At 47.6% G+C, this 21,917-nt stretch carries 27 protein-coding genes; 24 read left to right on the top strand and 3 right to left on the bottom strand.

Annotation, left to right across the window (positions count from 1 at the left end):
• Positions 1–878: 878 nt before the first annotated feature.
• The 4 genes from QUA62_RS06435 to QUA62_RS06420 all read left to right on the top strand — a co-directional run bounded on the left by QUA62_RS06435 (position 879) and on the right by QUA62_RS06420 (position 7,240).
• Positions 879–3,752 (top strand): ATP-binding protein, encoded by a 2,874-nt coding sequence (locus QUA62_RS06435; RefSeq protein ID WP_333403097.1) that lies wholly within the window; start codon positions 879–881, stop codon positions 3,750–3,752.
• Positions 3,745–5,076: a response regulator gene (locus QUA62_RS06430; protein WP_333403095.1), complete on the top strand. Its 1,332-nt coding sequence runs from the start codon at positions 3,745–3,747 to the stop codon at positions 5,074–5,076. Before QUA62_RS06435 ends, QUA62_RS06430 begins: the two co-directional genes overlap by 8 nt.
• Positions 5,077–5,174: 98 nt before the next feature.
• Positions 5,175–6,704, top strand: coding sequence for a thymidylate synthase (locus tag QUA62_RS06425; protein ID WP_333403093.1), 1,530 nt, complete (start codon positions 5,175–5,177; stop codon positions 6,702–6,704).
• Positions 6,701–7,240 carry a dCMP deaminase family protein gene (locus QUA62_RS06420; RefSeq protein ID WP_190658002.1) on the top strand — a complete coding sequence of 180 codons (540 nt, stop codon included), beginning with the start codon at positions 6,701–6,703 and terminating at the stop codon, positions 7,238–7,240. The genes QUA62_RS06425 and QUA62_RS06420 overlap by 4 nt, the downstream gene beginning before the upstream one ends.
• A 241-nt stretch (positions 7,241–7,481) precedes the next feature.
• Here QUA62_RS06420 and QUA62_RS06415 read toward each other — a convergent pair whose 3' ends face one another.
• The 3 genes from QUA62_RS06415 to QUA62_RS06405 form a co-directional block, all read right to left on the bottom strand.
• Positions 7,482–7,967 (bottom strand): salt stress protein, Slr1339 family, encoded by a 486-nt coding sequence (locus QUA62_RS06415; protein ID WP_333403091.1) that lies wholly within the window; start codon positions 7,965–7,967, stop codon positions 7,482–7,484.
• 72 nt (positions 7,968–8,039) lie between these two features.
• Positions 8,040–8,645, bottom strand: a complete 606-nt coding sequence (locus tag QUA62_RS06410) for a vWA domain-containing protein (protein WP_190657998.1) — start codon at positions 8,643–8,645, stop codon at positions 8,040–8,042.
• A gap of 119 nt (positions 8,646–8,764) precedes the next feature.
• Positions 8,765–9,241, bottom strand: coding sequence for an NAD(P)H-quinone oxidoreductase subunit N (locus tag QUA62_RS06405; RefSeq protein WP_006635002.1), 477 nt, complete (start codon positions 9,239–9,241; stop codon positions 8,765–8,767).
• A 431-nt stretch (positions 9,242–9,672) separates the two neighbouring features.
• On the opposite strand from QUA62_RS06405, the gene rplC reads away from it, so the two are divergent.
• The 20 genes from rplC to QUA62_RS06305 all read left to right on the top strand — a co-directional run bounded on the left by rplC (position 9,673) and on the right by QUA62_RS06305 (position 21,744).
• Entirely contained in the window at positions 9,673–10,308 is a 636-nt protein-coding gene (gene rplC, locus QUA62_RS06400; RefSeq protein ID WP_333039608.1) for a 50S ribosomal protein L3, read from the top strand.
• A 190-nt stretch (positions 10,309–10,498) separates the two neighbouring features.
• Positions 10,499–11,131: a 50S ribosomal protein L4 gene (gene rplD / locus QUA62_RS06395; RefSeq protein WP_190657994.1), complete on the top strand. Its 633-nt coding sequence runs from the start codon at positions 10,499–10,501 to the stop codon at positions 11,129–11,131.
• Entirely contained in the window at positions 11,124–11,432 is a 309-nt protein-coding gene (locus QUA62_RS06390) for a 50S ribosomal protein L23 (protein ID WP_006634999.1), read from the top strand. Before rplD ends, QUA62_RS06390 begins: the two co-directional genes overlap by 8 nt.
• Positions 11,433–11,591: 159 nt before the next feature.
• On the top strand, positions 11,592–12,455 hold the full coding sequence (gene rplB, locus QUA62_RS06385; protein ID WP_333281702.1) for a 50S ribosomal protein L2: 864 nt from the start codon (positions 11,592–11,594) through the stop codon (positions 12,453–12,455).
• Positions 12,456–12,567: 112 nt separating this feature from the next.
• The gene (gene rpsS, locus QUA62_RS06380) at positions 12,568–12,852 is read left to right on the top strand and encodes a 30S ribosomal protein S19 (RefSeq protein WP_190657988.1); all 285 of its coding nucleotides are present in this window, start codon (positions 12,568–12,570) and stop codon (positions 12,850–12,852) included.
• Between the two features lie 97 nt (positions 12,853–12,949).
• Positions 12,950–13,309, top strand: coding sequence for a 50S ribosomal protein L22 (gene rplV / locus QUA62_RS06375; RefSeq protein ID WP_190657986.1), 360 nt, complete (start codon positions 12,950–12,952; stop codon positions 13,307–13,309).
• A 114-nt stretch (positions 13,310–13,423) separates the two neighbouring features.
• Positions 13,424–14,152: a 30S ribosomal protein S3 gene (gene rpsC / locus QUA62_RS06370; RefSeq protein WP_190657984.1), complete on the top strand. Its 729-nt coding sequence runs from the start codon at positions 13,424–13,426 to the stop codon at positions 14,150–14,152.
• Positions 14,153–14,266: 114 nt separating this feature from the next.
• A complete protein-coding gene (gene rplP / locus QUA62_RS06365) occupies positions 14,267–14,686 on the top strand; it encodes a 50S ribosomal protein L16 (RefSeq protein ID WP_190657982.1) in 420 nt (139 codons plus the stop codon).
• A gap of 160 nt (positions 14,687–14,846) precedes the next feature.
• On the top strand, positions 14,847–15,158 hold the full coding sequence (rpmC, locus tag QUA62_RS06360; protein WP_190657980.1) for a 50S ribosomal protein L29: 312 nt from the start codon (positions 14,847–14,849) through the stop codon (positions 15,156–15,158).
• Between the two features lie 38 nt (positions 15,159–15,196).
• Complete coding sequence (rpsQ, locus tag QUA62_RS06355) at positions 15,197–15,445, top strand: 30S ribosomal protein S17 (protein ID WP_015178711.1); 249 nt, start codon at positions 15,197–15,199, stop codon at positions 15,443–15,445.
• Positions 15,446–15,572: 127 nt separating this feature from the next.
• A complete protein-coding gene (rplN, locus tag QUA62_RS06350) occupies positions 15,573–15,941 on the top strand; it encodes a 50S ribosomal protein L14 (protein WP_006634991.1) in 369 nt (122 codons plus the stop codon).
• Position 15,942: 1 nt separating this feature from the next.
• Complete coding sequence (rplX, locus tag QUA62_RS06345; RefSeq protein ID WP_006634990.1) at positions 15,943–16,305, top strand: 50S ribosomal protein L24; 363 nt, start codon at positions 15,943–15,945, stop codon at positions 16,303–16,305.
• A 135-nt stretch (positions 16,306–16,440) separates the two neighbouring features.
• Positions 16,441–16,986: a 50S ribosomal protein L5 gene (rplE, locus tag QUA62_RS06340; RefSeq protein ID WP_190657978.1), complete on the top strand. Its 546-nt coding sequence runs from the start codon at positions 16,441–16,443 to the stop codon at positions 16,984–16,986.
• A gap of 22 nt (positions 16,987–17,008) precedes the next feature.
• Positions 17,009–17,413, top strand: coding sequence for a 30S ribosomal protein S8 (rpsH, locus tag QUA62_RS06335; protein ID WP_190657976.1), 405 nt, complete (start codon positions 17,009–17,011; stop codon positions 17,411–17,413).
• Positions 17,414–17,535: 122 nt separating this feature from the next.
• Positions 17,536–18,084, top strand: coding sequence for a 50S ribosomal protein L6 (gene rplF / locus QUA62_RS06330; RefSeq protein WP_006634987.1), 549 nt, complete (start codon positions 17,536–17,538; stop codon positions 18,082–18,084).
• A 2-nt stretch (positions 18,085–18,086) separates the two neighbouring features.
• On the top strand, positions 18,087–18,449 hold the full coding sequence (gene rplR, locus QUA62_RS06325) for a 50S ribosomal protein L18 (RefSeq protein ID WP_190657974.1): 363 nt from the start codon (positions 18,087–18,089) through the stop codon (positions 18,447–18,449).
• A 162-nt stretch (positions 18,450–18,611) separates the two neighbouring features.
• Positions 18,612–19,157, top strand: coding sequence for a 30S ribosomal protein S5 (gene rpsE, locus QUA62_RS06320; RefSeq protein WP_006634985.1), 546 nt, complete (start codon positions 18,612–18,614; stop codon positions 19,155–19,157).
• Between the two features lie 146 nt (positions 19,158–19,303).
• Entirely contained in the window at positions 19,304–19,750 is a 447-nt protein-coding gene (gene rplO, locus QUA62_RS06315; protein ID WP_190657972.1) for a 50S ribosomal protein L15, read from the top strand.
• 102 nt (positions 19,751–19,852) lie between these two features.
• Positions 19,853–21,157 (top strand): preprotein translocase subunit SecY, encoded by a 1,305-nt coding sequence (gene secY / locus QUA62_RS06310; RefSeq protein ID WP_190657970.1) that lies wholly within the window; start codon positions 19,853–19,855, stop codon positions 21,155–21,157.
• 5 nt (positions 21,158–21,162) lie between these two features.
• The gene (locus QUA62_RS06305) at positions 21,163–21,744 is read left to right on the top strand and encodes an adenylate kinase (RefSeq protein WP_190657968.1); all 582 of its coding nucleotides are present in this window, start codon (positions 21,163–21,165) and stop codon (positions 21,742–21,744) included.
• Positions 21,745–21,917: the final 173 nt, after the last annotated feature.

The raw sequence follows: 21,917 nt of genomic DNA, 5'->3' as shown, positions 1-21,917 counted from the left end.
GTGCTGGAAAGAGGCGACAACTATGCTTCATAATAATGAACGGGTAATCAATTTTTATTCGTCTGTTCGCGTTTGATGTTGCCGAGTTATGGCGTTTACTCAGCAACCAAAGCAGGGCTATAGTTGTTAACAGGGGTGTTTGCTAAAGAGGTAGGAGCGCGGGGCATCACAGTTAATTATTTTTATCCCGAACTTACAACTACTGAGTTATTTCCAGAAGGTAAAGTGGTTTAATACCCTAACCACTATAATTAAGGTATCTCTAACGGTGGTATCTGTCCATGCCCCAGCCCGATGTATTTATTACGTTTGGCGTCACTCAAGAAGAGAAAGAATTACTAAATAAATATTGCGAGCCAGAAGTGAGAAATCAAACCTGTTGTGCTAAGAACTCTGAAGGGGACTGAGGCGTAGACTGAAAAGGACTAGACCCTAAAGGGTCAGCAGATTCATCCCACGACTAGAATCCCTGGGCTTTCTCTGCGATTTTCTGTAAGCGGTAGTCTTCGATTGCAATGGGGTTGAGAGATTGTTGGTGGAGTGCGATCGCCTTTAAATTTGAGCCAGAACGATCGCCCGATCGAGTAAAAAGAACAGCCGGCTAACAGATCAAAACTGATAACCGCCTCCCAGCCACTCCACCAATCAACGGCACATCAACCAACTCAGCGATTGTTGCACTTCCGTGAACAAGAGAAAACCACTGGCAACTTGCTAATGCGACTGCTTGTTGGAGGTACGACATTAATTGTTAGTGTCGGGGCCTATTTCAGCTACCAAGTGGTGCGGAATTTGATCCTATAAAACTTGAACCGCCATGCTTTTTTAGAAGTCCAACCCGATCCGATATTTTCCCTGTTTATTGCAGATAAAATCTGGTGGCTCTAAACCCGGTTTGGGAACTCTCAACCCTGTACCCTATCTTTAATGTTTTGAACGCTATGCTGTCGAAGTCCACAATTGCTGCTGCTAAAGGCTTTAGTAAGGTTCCCCTGCGAACCGGTCTGGTTGTTCCATTCATTCTGCAAATCTTCGCAGCCGTAGGATTAACAGGGTATCTGTCGCTGCGAAATGGACAAAAAGCAGTGAATGAACTAGCGACTAACTTGCAAACGGAGGTGAGTAACCGTGTGGATCAGCACCTCGACAGCTATGCCGCTGCAACCCGCTATTTGACCCAAATCAACGGCGAGCAAATTGACCTGGGATTGTTGAACTTACAGGATGCCGATCGCCTAGCTCAATTCTTTGCCAAGCAGGTAAAAACCTATAAGGTTGGCTATATCCTCTACGGCTCTAAAACGGGCGACTTTATCGCATCGGGATATTACCGCGAGTCAACCATTCCCAACAACGGCAATCCTGACATTAGCCTGGTGCTACCGAAGCGGTACGGCAATCCTGATTTGTACAACTACATTACGAATGACCAAAGCAAGCCAACTAAAATGTTTGAAATCACCAAAGCGTATCAGTTCCAGAAGGAAGGCTGGTACGCTAAAGGTGTCGAAACCGGCAAGCCCGGGTGGAGCGCGATCTATCAATGGGAGACTAATAACTACCCGTTGTCGATCGCCACGAGTCGCCCCATCTATAACAAGAATGGTCAGTTGATCGGCAGCGTGGGGGTAGAGCAGCGCCTTTCGCAAATTAGTGACTTTTTACGTGAAATTAAGGTTAGTCAATCCAGCAAGGTGTTCATTCTGGAGCGTAACGGATTAATCGTTGCCAGCTCTAGCGATGCGCCCGTGTTTTCAGTGACCAACGGCAAACCTCAGCGACTGCGGGGCTTTGAGAGTAAGGACGCCCTAATTCAAGCCACGTCCAAGTATCTCCGCGATCGCTTCGGCGCTCTCAAAACCATTCAAACCGTCCAGCAGCTAGACTTTCAGCTCCAGGGTGAGCGGGAGTTTGTTCAAGTAACTCCCTGGCAGGACGAATGGGGATTGGACTGGCTGCTAGTCGTCGCCATGCCCGAATCAGATTTCATGGGACGAATTAATGCCAACACAGTCAACACGATTTGGCTGTGCTTAGGCGCATTAGGACTGGCAACGGTTTTGGGTATCTACACCTCGCGCTGGATTGCTCGACCCATTTTGCTGCTGAGTCACGCATCGGAAGCCATCGCCGAAGGAAAACTCGACCAAAACGTCGAAGCCTCTGGCGTTAAAGAACTGGGTGTACTTGCTCAATCCTTTAACCGAATGGCGCAGCAGTTGCGCGATTCCTTCACCGCCCTAGAGCAAACTAACCAGCAGCTTGAACAGCGAGTTGAACAACGCACCGCCGAACTCAAGTCTGCAAAGGAAGCAGCAGACAATGCCAACAAAGCAAAGAGTGATTTTCTTGCCAACATGAGCCACGAACTCCGCACTCCCCTCAACGGTATTTTGGGCTATGCTCAAATCCTCAACCGATCCAAAGCGTTGCCAGCGAAAGAACGTCATGGAGTAGAAATCATTCACCAGTGTGGTTCTCATTTGCTGACGCTGATTAACGATGTGTTGGACTTGTCCAAAATTGAAGCCGGCAAACTAGAACTCACACCTAAAGGGATTCACTTTCCCTCATTCCTCCAAGGTGTCGCTGAAATCTGCGGCATTCGTGCCGACCAAAAAGGCATTAACTTCGTTTACGATCCCGATCCGCAGTTGCCGGAAGGGATTTTTGTTGATGAAAAACGGCTGCGTCAGGTATTACTCAACTTGGTGGGAAATGCGATTAAATTCACCGACAAAGGTTCTGTCACGCTCAAGGTTGCCGTAGTTGAGAATCCTCCCAATCGGTCCACTCGCTCTTTCAAATTTCAAATTGAGGATACCGGCGTAGGAATTGCGCCAGATCAATTGGATAAAATTTTTCAGGCTTTTGAACAAGTGGGCGATCGCCAGCGCCAAGCCGAGGGCACGGGTTTAGGACTCGCCATCAGCCAAAAGATTGTCCAACTTATGAACGGACAAATCCAAGTTAAGAGCCAACCCGGAGTCGGCAGTGAATTCTTTTTTGAGGTGGAACTGGCGATCGCCACCGATTGGGCCGAGCAAAACTCCATCACAACTGGAAAACAAATTATTGGTTACGAAGGACAGCGACGCAGCATTCTGGTGGTAGACGATCGGTGGGAAAACCGAGCCGTTCTCTTCAACTTGTTAGAGCCACTAGGATTCCAAGTTAGTGAGGCAGAAAATGGACAAGAAGGATTGGAAAAAATACGACAGTCTCAACCTGACTTAGTGATTACAGACTTGGCAATGCCAGTCATGGATGGCTTTGAACTGCTCAAACAAATTCGCAGTGCAAATGATTTGCAACACCAGAAGATCATTGTCTCTTCTGCATCAGTAGCACAAGCCTATCGACAGATGAGTTTAGATGCAGGGGGAAATGATTTTCTGGCCAAGCCAGTGGAAGTCAGTGAATTATTTAACCTGTTAGCCACTCATTTGGAATTAAAGTGGAAATATGAAATTACAGCCTCAGACGAGTCTGGTTCATCCACTCCAGCGACTCCATTAGAGAACCCTGAAGGGCTGATTATTCCTTCCCCATTAGAGTTAAATACGTTACTAGAAATGGCACATAAAGGCAATTTAAAACGGCTCCGAGAACACACAGAGCTTATGGCTCACTCTAACCCTGGCTACGCAGATTTTGCCTCACAAATTATTCGGCTTGCTAAGCAATTTAAAGCCGAAGAGATTGAAGAGTTGCTACAACAACACCTCACAGAGAAGAAAGCCGATGTCTAGTCCTGAATTAATTCTGGTGGTGGATGATACCCCTGCGAACTTAGAAGTGGTTTGTGAAACCTTAAGTGATGCGGGGTACGAAGTAGCAACCGCGCTCGATGGCGATCGCGCTCTTAAGCGAGTCCAAGCTTATCCTCCCGATCTGATCTTGCTCGACGTTCAAATGCCAGGAATTGACGGCTTTGAAACCTGCAAACGTCTGAAGGCAGATCCGAAAACAGCCAGTATTCCCATCATTTTTATGACCGCTCTCTCCGATGCCGACAGTAAGGTGAAAGGATTTGTCTTGGGTGCTGTGGACTACATCACCAAACCCTTTCAAGAACAGGAGGTGCTAGCACGGGTGAAAACTCATTTGCAGCTACGGCAGTTAACTAAAAATCTCGAACAGCGTGTAGCTGAGCAAACGGCTGATTTAGAAGCAGCACTCACACAACTGCAAGAGTCTCAGCTTCATTTAGTCCACACCGAAAAGATGTGTGCTTTGGGCAATTTAGTCGCGGGTGTCGCGCACGAAATTAATAACCCGCTTTGCTTTATTGCTGGCAATCTCAAACCCGCTCAGGACTATATTAAAGACCTCTTTCAACTAATTGAGTTATACCAAAAAGAACTCCCTTATCCAAGTGCCTCACTACAGGAATTAGTGGAGGAAATAGATTTGGAATATTTACAAGAGGATTTACCCAAGTTGATCGATTCGATGCAAGAAGGAGTCGATCGCATTCGCACAATCAGCACCAGTTTAAGAACCTTCTCGCGTTCGGATAGCGATCGCCCCATTCCTTACAATATCCACGACGGCATTGACAGCACGATCTTGATTCTCAAGCATCGCCTCAAAGCCAACGAATCTCGCCCGGAAATTCAAGTCATCACAGACTATGGCGATCTGCCACAGGTAGAATGCTTTGCCGGACAGTTAAATCAGGTATTTATGAATCTGCTGGCCAATGCGATCGATGCCCTTGAGGAATCAAATCAAGGACGCAGTTTTGCTCAGATCAAAGCCAACCCCAACCAGATTACTGTCAAGACGCAATTGTCGGAATCTCAGGCAGTGATCCGAATTCAGGATAATGGGATTGGGATTACGGATGCGGTGAAGCCAAAAATCTTTGAGCATCTGTTTACCACCAAAGGCGTGGGGCAAGGAACAGGGCTAGGATTGGCGATCGCTCGTCAAATCGTAGTCCAGAAACACTCTGGAACTCTAGAAGTCAACTCAACTTTAGGTCAAGGTACAGAATTTGTGATTTCAATTCCGGTGAAGGAGCTCGCTGTAAAAGACATTCAGGCAACGATCTGCGTTGACGCAGCATAACAAATCATTGCAGCGGCGGCATAAAGATGATTGATATCGCCCCTTAAAACCATCCAAACTATTGATATAGTAGTACGCGGTGCAAAAAACGATAAACCATGACAGTCACAAATCTCGTCAATAAATTTGAGTACAAACCCCTATACAAACCAAATCAATTAATTTGCGGAACGGGGCAAACAGCCATTGTCAGCGGCTGGACAGTAAAAAGTGCGATCGGCAAACATTTACAACCTCAAGAATATGCTGCGATCGGTCAACTCTACTCTCCTACTCGCGGCATCAACTTCTTAATTAGAAACTTGCTGTGCAATCCCCACGTCCGCTTTTTAGTAATTCTCAACGCTACCAAAGAAGACCGCAATTCGGGTGCGGCAGCGTGCTTGCTCGACTTTTTTCGCAACGGCTTTGAAGCAGGCAAAAGCGATACTGGTAGAGATTGCTGGCTAATTAAATCTTCAATATTTGGCTACATTGATATTGAAATAGCAGCAGAAGCCTTAGAACTATTGCGTCATAAAATAGAATGGAAAGAAGCCAAAAATATAGCAGAAACAGTGACTCTTGTCAAGTCTTTTGCCCAAAAAGAATCTGTTGAACCTTGGGGAGAAACCGTAACTTTTCCGTTAGTCGAAATCGTCCCGACTGTACTCCCCGGTCAGAAATACGGACACAGAATCGAAGGCAAAACTATAGCCGAAACTTGGGTAAAAATTATCCACCGAATTAAGACCACCGGCACCTTGCGGCCGACTGGTTACGACGGACAGTGGCAAGAATTAATCGACTTAATGGCAGTCATTACAGATGAACCTGCGGAGTTCTATTTTCCTGAACCAAATTACTTACCAATAGACCGCGATTTCCTCGAACAGTACAAACCGCAAATGCTGGAAGATGCTCCGTATAGCGAAGGCATTAAATATACCTACGCACAGCGGATGCGATCGTGGTTTGGTCGCGATCAAATTGAAGAAGTGATTGCCAAACTAATTAAAGAAATTGATGCTGCCAGTGCAGTAATTAGTTTGTGGGATGCCGGAGGAAATATTAACAGAAGGCCTGACGGTTCATCAGACCACCAGCACAGCGGCAGTCCTTGTTTAAATCACATTTGGGTGCGAGTTGTTGACGGTGAAATCTCCCTAACAGCAACTCTCCGCAGTAACGATATGTTTGCGGCTTGGCCGGCAAATGCAATGGGTTTGCGGGCTTTGCAGCAGCACATTCGAGATGAAATTGCGAGGCGTTCCGATTATAATTTGACAATGGGCCCGTTGGTAACGCTGAGTCAATCGGCTCACTTGTATGACGATACCTTTGAAAATGCCGATCGACTAATTCAAACCCAATATGCTAAAATCTGCGAAGATCGAGACTTTTTCGATGCAGCGGGCAATTTTTTAGTTGAAGTAGCCGACAATCAGATAGTAGTCACGCAAACCACCCCAGGCAGCGGCGAAGTTGTCACCTGTTATTCTGGAAAAAACCCTCTCAAGTTAGTGCGAGAAATTTGTGCGGCTTCCCCTGCCATCAAAGGCGAGCATATTGGTTATTTAGGAATAGAATTGCAGAAAGCGGCCCAGTGTCTGAAAACGAGCGAGCAATACATTCAGGATCGAAGATGAATTTAGAAGAAGAAAGACCGACCTGGGACGAATACTTTTTAATGTTAGCAAAATTGGCTGCCACTCGATCGACTTGTCTGGCTTTTCCCGTAGGCGCAGTGATAACTAAAAACAGGCAAGTTTTAGCAACGGGTTACAACGGTTCGCCGTCAGGTTCGGCACACTGTACTACTCAAGGCTTCTGCTATCCTGGTTTGAGTAGTTGCGACGCCAGTAAAACTTTGCCATCAAGGGCGGTTCACGCGGAAGCAAATGCGATCGCTAAAGCTGCCAAACACGGTATATCTACTGCTGGGGCTAGTATTTACGTCACTTTAGAACCCTGCATCTATTGTTTGAAATTAGTCATTGCCGCTGGAATTAGAGAAGTTTTTTACGAAACGAGTTTTAACAGTGGAGAAAAAGCTGCTTTGAGAGATACTTTTATCAGTGAAGGTATTGTTGAGTTAAAACAAATTCAGCTATCTGAAGATACAGCAAAAAAGGCGGCTTTGTTTTTGTTGAATCCTACATCTGTGTCCAAAAATTTAGTATAGGAGCAATCCTCCCCGTGGTTGTGGCAGCCACAGGAAATAACTGTGCTGTGTTCCTATAAATGATATTTATTTGCTGGTCATTTGTAGGGATACGGCAGTGCCGTATCCTAAATCCCGCGTGATACAAATGATATTTATTTTACGCTTTGTAAAGACACGGCACTGCCGTGTCTTTACAGCAAATAGAGATGGCAATTAACCAAAAAACGTCCTTACAAATTGTGAATACCGTGTAGTTCAATCAATCAAACTCCTTCACAGCTTGCAAATAGTCGATCGCCGCATCTATCCTCGAAGAATACCTAAAAGCAAACTGATCGAACCAATATCCCTCATCGGAATTCTTATCCAACTTTTTCAGCCAAACCTGAGCTTGCCTAACTTTCTGTCTGTGCGTTTGTACGTCCAACTGCGGCCCCGCGACTTTTTCTGCTGGTTGCGGTTGCAGTGAAGCGACTTCCTGAGCTTTATTTTGCGCTTCGTGCTCAGCCTTAAGCGGTTGCAGTGAAGCGACTTCCTGAGCTTTATTTTGCGATTCGTACTCAGCCTTAATTTGAGCTAAATCCCGATCCAAAGGACTAGCATACAAATTTATATCTGATGTTTTAAATGTTGCATTTGACGGCGCTTGTGCTTGCGCCGGCGCCTGACTTTTCAACTCAGCATTTTTTTGAGATGCTTGATACTCTGCCTTAAGTTCACCTAACAGGCGCTCGATCGATTCCATAACTTAAACCCCCTAAAAAATCCTGCTGGGTCAACTGCCCCCAATATAATCACGGGAAATTCGCCCGCCTCCTCAATCAGTTATTGCATTCAGCAATACCTCCGTCAGGGTCATTCCTTCAATATCCTCCATCGTGACAGTATCAACGATATCGAATTTAGCCCCAGCGCTTTGCAGTTCGTCATCCAATATCTTGAGAAACTTAGTAGCTTCCGGCGCATTCCCTACTTGAATGAAAGAAATCGCCAGCTCTTCATCTCGATCGAGCTTCCGCGAAGCCTCTATAATCGTTTTCATCACTTCTTTGCGATCGTCCGGTTCCCCGTCGGTCACCACTAATATTGTTTCCCCATTTTGCTTGGTCTTACCGGATGCTTTGCGCTCAAAAAAACTGTTCAGAGCATCTTGCAGCACTGCACCTAAATTCGTAGTTCCCGAAGGTTCGTTTTCTTGGAAAATTTGCACGACTTTAGCGGATGTTACGTTGTCGTAGCGCTTGAAGCGACCGGAAAACAAATAAACTGTTATGCCATCAGGATCGAGTTCTTCACATTTATTCGCCAATGCGATCGTCGATTCTTGCATGAGCGCCCAGCGACTTTTACCGCCCATCTGGTCTTTCGTGTACATACTGCCGCTTTTGTCAATGATTATGGTATAATCGCGGTTCTGAAGCATAAGATTTTTCCTGTTAATTAAGTTTTTCCCAAATATATCAAAACCAGCGAGCAGAAGCTGTTGAGCTTTAGTTGCTCGCTGCGTTTTTTTAGTTGATTTGCGATCGCAAATAGCGGAATTTAAGCTGCAACTAAAGCGTCTTTAAGTGGCTTCCAGCTAAAAGCTCGATCGCCTCCCATCTCCACTGCTATTTTAACTCGCGGTTCTAACGTCGGCAAAACAGTCAAATACTCAATCTCCTGATTCGACAAAATGTGCCCTTCAATAATCCACAGCACCAGTCCTTTTGCTTTCGGCGGCAAATTGTCTAATTGAGTTTGCAAAATCGGCGGCACGAACCACGTATAACCCACGGCCGCTTCGTTGCCAGTAGTTTTCTTGCCCAAATGCGGCGGCCGCACCCCGTGAACCCCCGTCAAATACATCGCCAAATCACCCAAACCCCGCGCCGAGATCGTGTGCGCCCCGTAACCCGCAGCCCTCAGCCGCCGCAGGTAGCGCCCCTCAAATCCTCCCTCTAAAGGAACGTACAGGGCCAGCGACCCCGACTTTTCCAAATCCCGAATCACATCAGATCCCGTCGTAATCAGTCCCATAAATTTGTGTTTCCTGCTGTATCAAAATTTGGTCGATCGCTGCTTGCGAGCTGGAAATATTATAAATCCTAAAGTTGAGCCGAAAAATTCTCATCCCGGCCTTGACAAACGGCAAACACTTCATGTACTATTGTGAATTGTCGCCGTAAAGGATACTGAGTAGTTTGCTGCTCAAGTCCTGGCACAAACAAGCAAGACCGAGACAAAACTCGGAGATAGAGTCGGTAAAAAGCCGCGAATCTCAACCCTTGCAAGACTTCCACAAGCTCGCTCCCAAATTTAAAACTCAAATTTTAAACACAGAGGAAGGCTGTTGGTTGATAACAGTTAATTGCAGGAACACTGAAATAAATGTTTCTGCACAAGAGCAAGCGGATTGACGTAAATTTCGCAATCCGAAACCTCTTGCGTAAATAAAAGGAAAAAAATCCGTGTCTGTAGGCATTCTTGGCACTAAACTAGGCATGACTCAAGTGTTTGACGCCGAAGGGAGAGCAATCCCTGTCACCGTCATACAAGCAGGGCCTTGTACAGTAACTCAAATCAAAACAAAACAAACTGACGGCTACGGTGCCGTTCAAGTTGGATACAACGAAGTCAAACCAAAGGCTCTCAACAAGCCAGAACTAGGACACCTTGCCAAGTCGGGGGCGAATCCACTGCGCCACTTGCAGGAATACCGCTTGGAAGACACCAGTTCATTTGAATTAGGTCAACAACTAAAAGCAGATACCTTTACACCGGGACAAATAGTAGATGTCATCGGTACCAGCATCGGTAAAGGTTTTGCAGGTTTTCAAAAGCGCCACAACTTTAAACGAGGCCCCATGTCTCACGGTTCCAAGAACCACCGCGAGCCTGGATCGATCGGACCTGGAACTACTCCCGGTCGCGTTTATCCCGGGAAAAGAATGGCGGGACGTATGGGCAACGTTCAAGTCACCGTCCGCAAACTAACAATTGTCCGGGTGGATACAGAGCAGAATTTGCTGCTAATTAAGGGAGCAGTTCCCGGCAAAGCTGGCGCCTTAGTCAATGTTGTGCCTGAGAAAAAAGTAGGACGTTAGTCAGTAGTCATTAGTCAGTAGTCAGCAGTCAGTAGATAGTGGTTGGCCATTAGTAGCAAGCAATAACTAAGAACTAAAAGCTGAAAACTAAGAGCTGAAAACTAAGACCTGAGAACAGACAACAGACGACAGACAACAGACAACAGACAACTAACAACAGACAACTAACAACAGACAAAGGACAAAAGATATGGTTAATTGTGTAGTCCGAAATTGGCAAGGCGAAGAAGTTGGGGAAACAACTTTAGAACTGCGCGTAGCCAAAGAAGAAAATGCTTCTCACATCGTTCACAGAGCATTGACGCGGCAACTGAATAACGCCCGTCAAGGAAATGCTTGCACCAAAACTCGCTCGGAAGTCAGAGGCGGTGGCCGCAAACCCTGGCGTCAAAAAGGCACGGGTCGAGCCAGAGCAGGTTCAATCCGTTCTCCGCTGTGGCGGGGCGGCGGTGTCATCTTCGGACCAAAACCGAGAGACTTTGAAGTCAAAATGAACAAAAAGGAACGCCGTCTCGCTTTGCGGACAGCATTCCAAAGTCGCACCGAAGACATCATTGTGGTTGAAGAATTTGCAGAGCAATTTCCGAGACCCAAAAGCAAAGAATTGCTGAGTGCGATCGCCCGCTGGGGCATCGAACCCGATACAAAAGTTCTGTTAATCTTGCCAGAACCGCAACCAAACGTCTACTTATCAGGACGCAACATCGAATTAGTAAACGTCATCTTGGCAACTTCCCTGAATGTTTACGACGTTCTCGCGGCTGACAAAATTATCGTCACATCTACAGCCATAGCTAAAATTCAGGAGATTTACGGTGAGTAAAATCGACCCCCGCGACTACGCAGATTTGATCCAGCGTCCGATTCTCACCGAGAAAGCTACCCGAATGATGGAATTAAATCAATTCACATTCGACGTAGCCCCCAAAGCGACGAAGCCTCAAATCAAAGCTGCAATCGAAGAACTATTTAAGGTTAAAGTCATCGGCGTCAACACCCAAAACCCGCCGCGCAAAAAGCGTCGAGTTGGCAAATTCGTCGGCTTTAAACCTTGTTACAAGCGAGCAACCGTAACTCTGACCGACGGAGACTCGATCCGCAAACTCCTATTCCCAGAAGTTTAGCCAATTTTGGATTTTAGATTTTAGATTTTAGATTGCGGTTAACTGGTGAAAATACCAAACCCAGAAAGTTACCAAGTTAACTGAATAATCCCAAATCTAAAATCCAAAACCGCCAAGTCCTTGCATCCCAAATCTAAAATCTAAAATCTAAAATCGATTATGGGCATCCGTTCTTACCGACCTTATACCTCCAGCACCCGAGAACAAACCGTCTCGGACTTCGCTGAAATTACCAAATCAGAACCAGAAAAGTCTCTAACCAACAACAAGCACACCAAACAAGGCCGCAACAACCGAGGCGTCATCACCTGTCGCCACCGGGGAGGCGGTCACAAACGGCTTTATAGAGACATCGACTTCCGCCGCGACAAACACAGCATTCCCGCTACCGTCAAGGCGATCGAATACGATCCCAATCGCAACGCCCGCATCGCCCTCCTGTTCTACAAAGACGGCGAAAAACGGTACATCCTGCACCCGCTCAACTTAAACGTCGGTACCGTAATTGTCTCAGGCCCAGACGCGCCGATCGAGATCGGTAACGCCCTGCCCCTGAAGAACATTCCCCTCGGTACGAGCATCCACAACGTCGAGCTAGTACCCGGAAAAGGCGGACAAATCGTTCGCTCCGCAGGCTCCAGCGCTCAGCTAATGGCAAAAGAAGGTAGCTACGTCACCCTCAAACTGCCCTCCGGCGAACAGCGCAAAGTCCGCGCCGACTGCTACGCAACTATCGGTCAAGTGGGCAACACCGACGCCAGAAACATCAGCCTCGGCAAAGCAGGTCGCACCCGCTGGAAAGGCCGCAGACCCACCGTTCGCGGTAGTGTCATGAACCCGGTAGACCACCCGCACGGCGGTGGCGAAGGCAGAGCTCCTATCGGACGTCCGGGGCCTGTCACTCCTTGGGGTAAACCAGCATTGGGTGCAAAAACTCGACGCAAAAACAAGCGCAGCGACGCTTTAATCGTCCGCCGCCGCCGCAAATCTTCCAAGCGCGGCAAGGGCGGTAGACAAAGCTAGTAATCAGTCAGCAGTCTTCAGTGCTTAGTTGTTAACGGCTAACTAATGGCTGAGGACTGATGACCAATGACGGCTGAAAGCTGACTAATAACTCCTGAATCACTAAAAAATCATGTCTCGATCGCTAAAAAAAGGCCCCTTTGTCGCAGATGCTCTGATGACAAAAATCGAAAAACTCAACGCCGCCGGCCAAAAACAAGTAATTAAAACTTGGTCGCGATCTTCCACAATCCTGCCCCAAATGGTAGGTCACACGATCGCCGTTCACAACGGCAGACAGCACGTACCCGTCTACCTCACAGACCAAATGGTAGGTCACAAACTCGGAGAATTTTCCCCCACTCGTACCTTTAGAGGTCACGCTAAAAGTGGTGATAGAAAGACAAGTAAAAAATAGCCTAATTAGGTGACAGGTAATACGTCGTCGGAAAAAGTTTTTCCGAATTACCAATTACCTTTTCCCCAATTACCAACTACCAATTACCCAAATCGAAATGGCTATAGATACCACATCCGAAATTAAGGCGATCGCCCGTTACATCCGGACATCCCCCTTCAAGGTGCGCCGAGTCCTCGACCAAATTCGCGGCAAAAGCTACCAAGAAGCGCTGATTTTACTCGAATTCATGCCCTACCGCGCCTGCGAACCAATCGTCAAGGTTTTGCGATCGGCAGTAGCCAACGCCGAACACAACGCAGGATTGGATAAATCTAAGCTGGTAGTTTCTCAAGCTTACGCAGACCAAGGCCCAGTCCTCAAACGCTTTAGACCCCGCGCTCAAGGTCGCGCCTACCAAATCCGCAAGCCAACCTGTCACATTACCGTAGTAGTAGCTCCCCTCGTAGAAAACTAAACCAGGGAAAAACGTAATAGGTAATAAACAGCTTAAAGTTGAAAAAAATTGGTAATCACCAATTACCAATTACCAGTTACCAATTACCAAATACCAATTAACTCATCAACTATTATGGGCCAAAAAATACATCCAATTGGTTTTCGTCTCGGCATTACCCAAGAGCACCGCTCTCGCTGGTTTGCTGACCCCAAAAACTATCCAGAACTCTTGCAAGAAGACTATAAAATTCGCAAGTACGTTCGTAAAACGCTCAACAATGCGGGCATTTCCTCGGTCAAAATTGAGCGGAAAGCCGATCAAATCGACCTAGAAGTGTTCACCGCCAGACCAGGCGTTGTCGTAGGTCGCGGCGGAGCAGGCATCGAAACCTTGCGCGTCGGTTTGCAGCAGCAACTCGGTAGCAACCGCCAAATCCGCATCAACGTCGTCGAAGTTCAGCGAGTAGACGCCGATGCCACACTGATCGCGGAATACATCGCTCAGCAACTAGAACGGCGCGTATCCTTCCGCCGAGTCGTCCGCCAAGCAATCACCCGCGCTCAAAAAGTCGGCATCCAAGGCATCAAAATTCAAGTCAGCGGACGCCTCAACGGCGCAGAAATCGCTCGTACCGAATGGACACGCGAAGGAAGAGTTCCGTTGCACACCCTGCGGGCCGACATCGACTACTCCTACTGCACTGCTCAAACCATCTACGGTATTCTCGGCATTAAAGTTTGGGTTTTCAAAGGCGAAATTATTCCCGGACAAGAACAAGAAGCTGCACCAAATGCAGCAGTGCCCCGCACCAAACAAAGGCGCCGCCGCCAGAACTTTGAAGATCGATCGAACGAAGGCTAGCTAATTGTTAACTGTTAGTTGTCATTTGTTAAGTGTGAGTTGTTCCAAACCAATTAGCAATTAGCAATCACCAATTAGCAATTACCAATTACCAATTACCCAACTCCCAAAGCCATGTTAAGCCCTAAAAGAACCAAATTCCGCAAACAACAGCGCGGGCGAATGAGCGGTATTGCCACCCGCGGCAATACAGTTAGCTTTGGCGACTTCGCGCTCCAAGCTGTCGAACCCGCCTGGATCACTTCCCGCCAAATAGAAGCCGGACGCCGCGCCATGACCCGCTATATCCGCCGGGGCGGCAAAATCTGGATTCGCATTTTTCCCGACAAACCAGTCACCCAGCGCGCCGCAGAAACCCGGATGGGTTCTGGTAAAGGTGCACCAGAGTTTTGGGTTGCCGTGGTCAAACCGGGCCGGGTAATGTTTGAAATTGGCGGTGTAAGTGAAGAAACTGCCCGCGAAGCCATGCGTTTGGCATCTTTCAAGTTACCAATTAAAACCAAGTTCATCACTCGCGAAGAAGACCAGTCATAGCGATAATCGAAGGTAGAAGTAGGTCGGCATTGGTCAAAATTTTAAACGGCTACAGCAATTTAAAATCGGTCATTCATAACTTTTCTTTCCTTCGACATTCACCATCTAGACAATTCTGTCTTCTGTCATACCGAGATCGCTAACGAGAAAGCACACAATTATGTCTTTGACCAAGATTAAAGAAGCTAGAGAATTAAGCGATGCTGAAGTAGCAGAGCAAATTTTAGCCGTCAAGCGCCAACTAATGGAATTGCGGCTCCAGCAAGCTACTGGTCGCATGGAAAAGCCTCACCTGTTCAAGCACGCCAAACACCGGCTAGCTCAATTGATGACAGTTGAACGCGAGCGCCAAATCGTTGCTGAGAAAGAAGCGACAGAAAAATTAGCCGCATCTAAACAGGTAGCACAGCCTGCTCCAACCCCAGCAGTCAGCCAAGAGTCAGAAGCAGCCGAGCCGACCATCGCACAGTAGCTAAAAAAAAGTCAATTGCACAACAAAAATAGGTAGCTATGGCAATTAAAGAACGAGTTGGCGTAGTAGTCAGCGACAAGATGGATAAAACCGTCGTGGTAGCAATCGAAAACCGCTCCTCCCACACCAAATACGGCAAAATCGTAGTCCGCACCAAGCGGTACAAAGCTCACGACGAAGAAAATCAGTGCAAATCGGGCGATCGCGTCCGCATCACTGAAACTCGCCCACTGAGCAAAACCAAACGCTGGACGGTTGCTGAGATTTTCGGTGCAAAAAATGGCTAACAGTTAATTCTTAATTGCTTTTAAGTGTGCGATCGTCAAATAAATCGATCGACTCTGTGATTACCCATCAATTAGCAATTAGCAGTTAGCAGTTAGCAAGCATCAAATTACCTTTTCCCCAATCACCATGATTCAACCCCAGACATACCTCAATGTCGCCGACAATAGCGGAGCCCGCAAACTGATGTGCATCCGCGTATTGGGAGGCGGCAACCGCCGCTACGGCGGAGTCGGCGATGTCATCATTGCCGTCGTCAAAGACGCCATCCCCAATATGGCCGTCAAAAAATCAGATGTCGTCCGGGCCGTCATTGTCAGAACCCGCAAAGGCCTGCGCCGCGACAGCGGCATGAGCATTCGTTTTGACGATAACGCCGCCGTTATTATCAACGTAGACGGCAACCCCAAAGGCACTCGCGTCTTCGGCCCCGTCGCCCGCGAACTGCGCGACAAAAACTTTACTAAAATCGTTTCCTTAGCCCCGGAGGTACTTTAAAATGTACGGAAAAAAGGGTAAACCAACTAGCGAATCGCAGCGCTACAGAATGCACGTCAAAGCAGGCGACACCGTGCAAATAATTACTGGCAAAGAGAAAGGAAAAGTCGGAGAAATCTTAAAGACATATCCTAAAGTCAGCAAAGTAATTGTTAAAGGTGTAAACATCAGAACAAAGCACGTCAAGCCCCAGCAAGAGGGAGAGTCCGGGAAAATACTCACGTTTGAGGCTCCCATTCACAGCTCAAATGTCATGCACTATTCCGAAAAAGAAAAAATAGCTAGCCGCGTTTGCTATACATTTAGCGAAGACGGCCGGAAACTGCGACAGCTCAAAAAAACTGGAGAAATCATCGATCAATAGTGATTGGTTATCAGTCCTCAGTCATTAGTCCGCCTTCTGGCAAGTGACTTCTCAACTAATAACTAACATCGGTGAGACTGACAAGCGACAAATTCCCTGACCAAGCCCAGGGACAGTTAACGAAACACAAAAACTATGCCGGACAAACTCAAGGTTGTTTATCAAGAAAAAATCGTTCCGACACTGATGGATCAGTTTAAATATACTAATATCCATCAGGTTCCCAAACTCGTCAAAGTCACAGTGAACCGCGGTTTGGGAGAAGCATCTCAAAACGCTAAGGCACTGGATTCGTCGATCAACGAAATTGGCATCATCACCGGGCAAAAACCAGTAGTGACGCGGGCGAAAAAAGCGATCGCAGGCTTCAAAATCCGCAAAGGAGTACCAGTCGGCGTTATGGTGACGCTGCGCGCCGATCGGATGTACGATTTTCTCGATCGGCTGATCAACCTCGCACTCCCCCGAATCCGCGACTTCCGCGGCATCAGCCCCAAAAGCTTCGACGGGCGCGGCAACTACAGCTTGGGTCTGAGAGAACAGCTAATTTTTCCAGAAATAGAATATGACCGCATCGATCAAATTCGAGGCATGGACATTTCAATTATCACCACAGCAAACACCGACGAAGAAGGACGCGCCTTGCTTAAAGAAATGGGAATGCCGTTCCGGGACAACTAAGCACTAGAGTAAGAAGCAAAAGATGGCAGCTAACGATACCATAGCAGATATGTTGACGCGCATTCGCAATTCTTGCATGGCGCGCCACCAAACAACGCAAATTCCAGCTACAAAAATGACCCGCAGCATCGCCCAAGTCCTCAAAAGTGAAGGCTTCATCGGCGAATTTGAAGAAGCAGAAGCAGAAGGGGTCAAGCGACATTTAGTGCTTTCTCTAAAGTACAAAGGTAAAACTCGCAAGCCCATTATCACGGCACTTAAGCGAGTCAGCAAACCAGGACTGCGCGTTTACTCGAACCGTAAAGAATTGCCCAGAGTATTAGGCGGAATTGGCATTGCCATTATTTCCACCTCCAGCGGCATTATGACGGATAGAGAAGCTCGACGCCAAGGTTTGGGCGGTGAAGTGCTTTGTTATGTTTGGTAGTCATTAGTCATTAGTCATTAGTCGCTGGTCGTTGGCAACAGACTCCAAAATCAATCACTAAGGACTAATAACTAAAGACTAATAATCAAGGACTAATAACTAAAAACAAAGGACAAAAAACTATGTCGCGAATTGGCAAGCGTCCGATTAGCATTCCCAATAAAGTCACCATCACCCTAGACGGTCAAAAAGTAGCCGTCAAAGGCCCTAAAGGTGAACTTTCCCGAGTTATCCCAGCCGAAATCGTCATGGGACTCGAAGGCGAGACTTTACTCGTTACCCGGCGAGACGAATCTCGCGTCGCCAGACAACTGCACGGCTTGTGCCGCACCCTAGTCGCCAACATGGTCGAAGGTGTATCCCAAGGTTTTCAGCGGCGCCTCGAAATTATCGGCACAGGTTATCGGGCACAGGTTCAAGGACGGAACCTGATTTTAAACGTCGGTTACAGCAAACCCGTTGAAATGCCCCCTCCAGAAGGCATCACAATGGCAGTTGAAGGCAACACCAACGTCATTGTCTCCGGCATTGACAAAGAACTCGTAGGCAATACAGCAGCCCGCATCCGCGCGGTGCGTCCGCCCGAAGTCTATAAGGGCAAAGGCATTCGCTACAGCGGCGAAGTCGTCCGGCGCAAAGCTGGTAAAACAGGCAAAACAGGTAAGAAGTAACAATGAAGCTTACTCGCAAAGAATCAGTCCAGCGCAGACACCGCCGTGTTCGGCGCAAGGTGTTCGGCACCTCCGAACGTCCCAGACTAGCGGTATTTCGATCGGAGCAGCACATCTACGCTCAAGTAATCGACGACACCGCCCAGCACACTTTGGTCGCCGCGTCAACCCTCGATCCCGAATTGAAGTCAACTCTCAGTTCTGGCGGCAACTGCTCCGCGAGCGTGCAAGTCGGTCAGTTGATTGCCAAACGCTGTTCCAGCGCTGGCATAGTCAAAGTCGTATTCGATAGGGGGGGCAACCTCTATCACGGTCGTGTCAAAGCCCTCGCAGAAGCAGCTCGCGAAGCGGGGTTAGACTTCTAGAGGGGGTAATGGGTAGCGGGTAATGAGTAATTAAAAAGTAAAAAGTCAAAAGTTGAAAGTTAAAAGGCAATATCCAGATTTCTTCTATTTTTACTTTTTACTCAAACAATTACCACTTGCCGATCGCCTTTCACCAATTACTAATTCCCACAGGACAAAACTATGGCAGAACAAAAAGAACAGCGCAACAAGAAAAAAAGCAGCAATAATAAAACGCGCGAAAAAGAATCCGAATGGCAAGAGCGGGTCGTTCAGATTCGGCGCGTTACTAAAGTAGTCAAAGGCGGGAAAAAACTTAGCTTCCGCGCCATAGTCATTATCGGCAACGAACGCGGTCAAGTTGGAGTAGGAGTCGGCAAAGCTAGCGACGTAATCGGTGCCGTTAAAAAAGGCGTCGCTGACGGCAAAAAGCACCTAATTGAAGTCCCCCTCACCAAATCTAACTCCATCCCTCACCCCATCAACGGTGACGGTGGCGGAGCTAAAGTGATGATGCGGCCGGCAGCTCCGGGAACCGGGGTAATTGCAGGGGGAGCAGTGCGAACTGTTCTCGAACTAGCAGGAGTCCGCAATATCTTAGCCAAACAGCTAGGTTCCGGAAATCCCTTAAACAACGCCCGAGCCGCAGTCAATGCCCTTTCCACCCTCCGCACCTTGTCCGAAGTTGCTCAAGAGCGCGGAATTCCAGTAGAAAACCTATACGGTTAGGGCTCGCGAGAATGGGAAACTGTAAGTTTTGAGTGTTAAGTGCTTGCGTAGAAAATAAAAAAATTCGCAACTCAAAACTCACGCACTCAAAACTACTGCGTACCCGCTCTCTAAATACCAATTACCAATCACCAATTACTAAAACTATGAGATTGCAAGACGCCCGACCCAAAGCAGGCTCCCAAAAGCGCCCCCGACGCTTGGGCAGAGGTATTTCTGCCGGTCAAGGCGCGAGCTCCGGCAAAGGGATGCGCGGTCAAAAATCTAGAGCCGGTAGTGGCACTAGACCCGGTTTTGAAGGTGGTCAAAATCCTCTTTACCGCCGCCTGCCCAAGCTCAAAAGCTTCCCCTTAGTGAACCGGAAACAGTACACTACCATTAATGTAAGTAAATTAGCATCGCTGCCAGCAAACACAGAAGTTACTCTTACCTCTTTGATCCAAGCAAAAATTGTCACCACAGACGACGGACCGCTGAAAATCTTAGGAGATGGCGAACTGAATGTACCTTTGCAAGTGCGCGCCTCCGCTTTTACCGCAGGTGCTCGCACCAAAATTGAAGCTGCCGGCGGAAGTTGCGAATTAGTTGCGTGAAGATTTGAGGTTTGAGAGTATGTCCAAATCTCAAATCCTCAAGCTTGTTATCAGAAAATGATTTAGTCGAAAATCGCAAATCTAAAATCCAACATCGTAACTATGGACGTTAGTAGAGAGAAAGCGCCAACTGCACAAGAGACGTTCATGCAGATGGCTCAAGCTGCTGGTTTGCGAGGCCGCATCCTCGTAACCATTGGCTTACTGATTTTAGTACGCCTGGGTGTCCACTTGCCAGTCCCCGGCATCGATCGAGTCGCCTTTGCCCAAAACGTCCAAAATAGCCCTTTAATTGGCTTTCTGGATTTGTTCTCAGGAGGCGGCTTGTCAGCTTTGGGGATTTTCGCGTTGGGGATTTTGCCCTACATTAATGCTTCAATTATTGTGCAACTTCTAACTGCGGCTCTGCCAAGTTTAGAAGACTTGCAGAAAAATGAAGGAGAAGCAGGCCGGCGCAAGATTTCTCAAATTACTCGCTACGTTTCTTTGGGCTGGGCAATTCTGCAAAGTATTGGCATTGCGATTTGGGTCAGCCCTTTTGCTCAATCTCCAGCGCCTTTATTCATAGCACAAACTGCTTTGGCTCTGACAGCCGGCTCAATGTTTGTAATGTGGATATCGGAAGTGGTGACGGAGCGAGGTATCGGGAACGGAGCGTCGCTGCTGATTTTTATCAATATTGTGTCGGTATTGCCGCGCTCTTTGGGACAAACTTTTGAATTGGCTCAAAGCGGGGACACGCAAGTTGTCGGCCGTGTAGTCGTTCTGCTACTGGTCTTTTTGGTAACGATTGTCGGGATTGTTTTTGTTCAGGAAGGTACTCGCCGCATTCCGATTATTTCGGCCCGCCGCCAAGTCGGCCGCAAAGTTTATCGGGAGAGCCGGAGCTATCTGCCCCTGCGCTTGAATCAAGGCGGAGTGATGCCGATTATTTTTGCATCTTCGGTTTTGATTGTGCCTTCTTTCCTCGCTCAGTCTCTCAATAACCCGTTTTTGGTTCAAGTTGCTAATGTTTTGAGTCCGAACGGCCCCGCGCCTTGGGCTTACGCGCTGTTTTATCTGACTTTGATTCTGTTCTTCAGCTATTTCTACGCTTCGTTGATTGTCAACCCCGTAGATATGTCTCAGAACTTGAAGAAAATGGGCGCTAGCATTCCTGGAATTCGTCCGGGTCAGAAAACCAGTGATTATGTGGAGAAGGTTTTGAACCGTTTGACTTTCTTGGGAGCGATATTTCTCGGTCTGGTGGCTATTGTACCAACTGCTGTAGAAAGCGCGATCGGAGTGCAAACTTTTAGAGGTTTTGGTGCAACTTCCCTACTGATTTTAGTAGGTGTCGCGATCGAAACTGCTAAGCAAATTCAAACTTACGTCATCTCCCAACGATATGAAGGAATGGTGAAGTAATCGCAATGCACTTGATTTTTATGGGTCCTCCAGGGGCAGGAAAGGGAACTCAGGCTCAGCTTTTAGCAGCTCTCTGGAAAATACCCCACATTTCTACCGGTGACATCCTGCGCGCCTGCGTAGTTGCCAAAACTGACTTGGGTCAAAAAGCACAATCTTACATGGATAAGGGAGAGTTGGTTCCTGACGAGTTATTGATGGATATCGTGCAAGAACGCATGAATCAACCAGATGCTACTGCTGGCTGGATTCTGGATGGCTTTCCCCGCACAGTGCCGCAGGCAGCTTTTTTTGACAAACTGCTCTGCGATGTTGGCGGTGAGGGAAGTGCGTCTGGAAAGGACTGCGATCTCAGAGCTGTCAATTTGGACGTTCCTGACAATGTTTTGGTGGCTCGCCTGCTGTCGCGGGGGCGTCAGGACGACAATGAGGAAACCATCCGCCGCCGATTGCAAGTTTATCGGGAGCAAACTGAACCTTTGATTGAGTTTTACAGAAACCGCGAACAGTTAGTTGTGGTTGATGGCGATCGAGCGATGGAATTAGTCACCGCAGAACTGCAGCAAGCTCTCTCTGGCGATTCTTGAACTCTCTCAATACACCTTGTTACTCACCAGCTTTTGCTAAGATATGTTAACTAGGAGCTTTTTGTGCTATCAGGTTTTGTGAGGGTTGCTAGTTCCCGGATTGAACTCGATACTAATGGCCACAACTTTACTCAAGTAAAGCTAAAGCAAGCGGTTGGTTGAGTCAAGAAGTC

The organism is Microcoleus sp. MON1_C1, from assembly GCF_036701945.1.
Taxonomy (GTDB): Bacteria; Cyanobacteriota; Cyanobacteriia; order Cyanobacteriales; family Microcoleaceae; genus Microcoleus.
The sequence above is the reverse complement of the archived record's forward strand: the minus strand, read 5'-3'. Positions and strand labels throughout refer to the sequence as shown.

What these genes read in the sequence shown, in the direction of transcription:
- rplO (WP_190657972.1), top strand. Translation starts at nt 19,304, where the DNA reads ATGAGATTGCAAGACGCCCGACCCAAAGCAGGCTCCCAAAAGCGCCCC.
- rplE (WP_190657978.1), top strand. Translation starts at nt 16,441, where the DNA reads ATGCCGGACAAACTCAAGGTTGTTTATCAAGAAAAAATCGTTCCGACA.
- rpsC (WP_190657984.1), top strand. Translation starts at nt 13,424, where the DNA reads ATGGGCCAAAAAATACATCCAATTGGTTTTCGTCTCGGCATTACCCAA.
- rplB (WP_333281702.1), top strand. Translation starts at nt 11,592, where the DNA reads ATGGGCATCCGTTCTTACCGACCTTATACCTCCAGCACCCGAGAACAA.
- rpsS (WP_190657988.1), top strand. Translation starts at nt 12,568, where the DNA reads ATGTCTCGATCGCTAAAAAAAGGCCCCTTTGTCGCAGATGCTCTGATG.
- rpsQ (WP_015178711.1), top strand. Translation starts at nt 15,197, where the DNA reads ATGGCAATTAAAGAACGAGTTGGCGTAGTAGTCAGCGACAAGATGGAT.
- QUA62_RS06305 (WP_190657968.1), top strand. Translation starts at nt 21,163, where the DNA reads ATGCACTTGATTTTTATGGGTCCTCCAGGGGCAGGAAAGGGAACTCAG.
- rplD (WP_190657994.1), top strand. Translation starts at nt 10,499, where the DNA reads ATGGTTAATTGTGTAGTCCGAAATTGGCAAGGCGAAGAAGTTGGGGAA.
- rplP (WP_190657982.1), top strand. Translation starts at nt 14,267, where the DNA reads ATGTTAAGCCCTAAAAGAACCAAATTCCGCAAACAACAGCGCGGGCGA.
- rplF (WP_006634987.1), top strand. Translation starts at nt 17,536, where the DNA reads ATGTCGCGAATTGGCAAGCGTCCGATTAGCATTCCCAATAAAGTCACC.
- rpmC (WP_190657980.1), top strand. Translation starts at nt 14,847, where the DNA reads ATGTCTTTGACCAAGATTAAAGAAGCTAGAGAATTAAGCGATGCTGAA.
- rpsH (WP_190657976.1), top strand. Translation starts at nt 17,009, where the DNA reads ATGGCAGCTAACGATACCATAGCAGATATGTTGACGCGCATTCGCAAT.
- QUA62_RS06420 (WP_190658002.1), top strand. Translation starts at nt 6,701, where the DNA reads ATGAATTTAGAAGAAGAAAGACCGACCTGGGACGAATACTTTTTAATG.
- rpsE (WP_006634985.1), top strand. Translation starts at nt 18,612, where the DNA reads ATGGCAGAACAAAAAGAACAGCGCAACAAGAAAAAAAGCAGCAATAAT.
- rplR (WP_190657974.1), top strand. Translation starts at nt 18,087, where the DNA reads ATGAAGCTTACTCGCAAAGAATCAGTCCAGCGCAGACACCGCCGTGTT.
- rplN (WP_006634991.1), top strand. Translation starts at nt 15,573, where the DNA reads ATGATTCAACCCCAGACATACCTCAATGTCGCCGACAATAGCGGAGCC.
- QUA62_RS06425 (WP_333403093.1), top strand. Translation starts at nt 5,175, where the DNA reads ATGACAGTCACAAATCTCGTCAATAAATTTGAGTACAAACCCCTATAC.
- QUA62_RS06405 (WP_006635002.1), bottom strand. Translation starts at nt 9,241, where the DNA reads ATGGGACTGATTACGACGGGATCTGATGTGATTCGGGATTTGGAAAAG.
- QUA62_RS06430 (WP_333403095.1), top strand. Translation starts at nt 3,745, where the DNA reads ATGTCTAGTCCTGAATTAATTCTGGTGGTGGATGATACCCCTGCGAAC.
- rplX (WP_006634990.1), top strand. Translation starts at nt 15,943, where the DNA reads ATGTACGGAAAAAAGGGTAAACCAACTAGCGAATCGCAGCGCTACAGA.
- rplV (WP_190657986.1), top strand. Translation starts at nt 12,950, where the DNA reads ATGGCTATAGATACCACATCCGAAATTAAGGCGATCGCCCGTTACATC.
- secY (WP_190657970.1), top strand. Translation starts at nt 19,853, where the DNA reads ATGGACGTTAGTAGAGAGAAAGCGCCAACTGCACAAGAGACGTTCATG.
- QUA62_RS06410 (WP_190657998.1), bottom strand. Translation starts at nt 8,645, where the DNA reads ATGCTTCAGAACCGCGATTATACCATAATCATTGACAAAAGCGGCAGT.
- QUA62_RS06415 (WP_333403091.1), bottom strand. Translation starts at nt 7,967, where the DNA reads ATGGAATCGATCGAGCGCCTGTTAGGTGAACTTAAGGCAGAGTATCAA.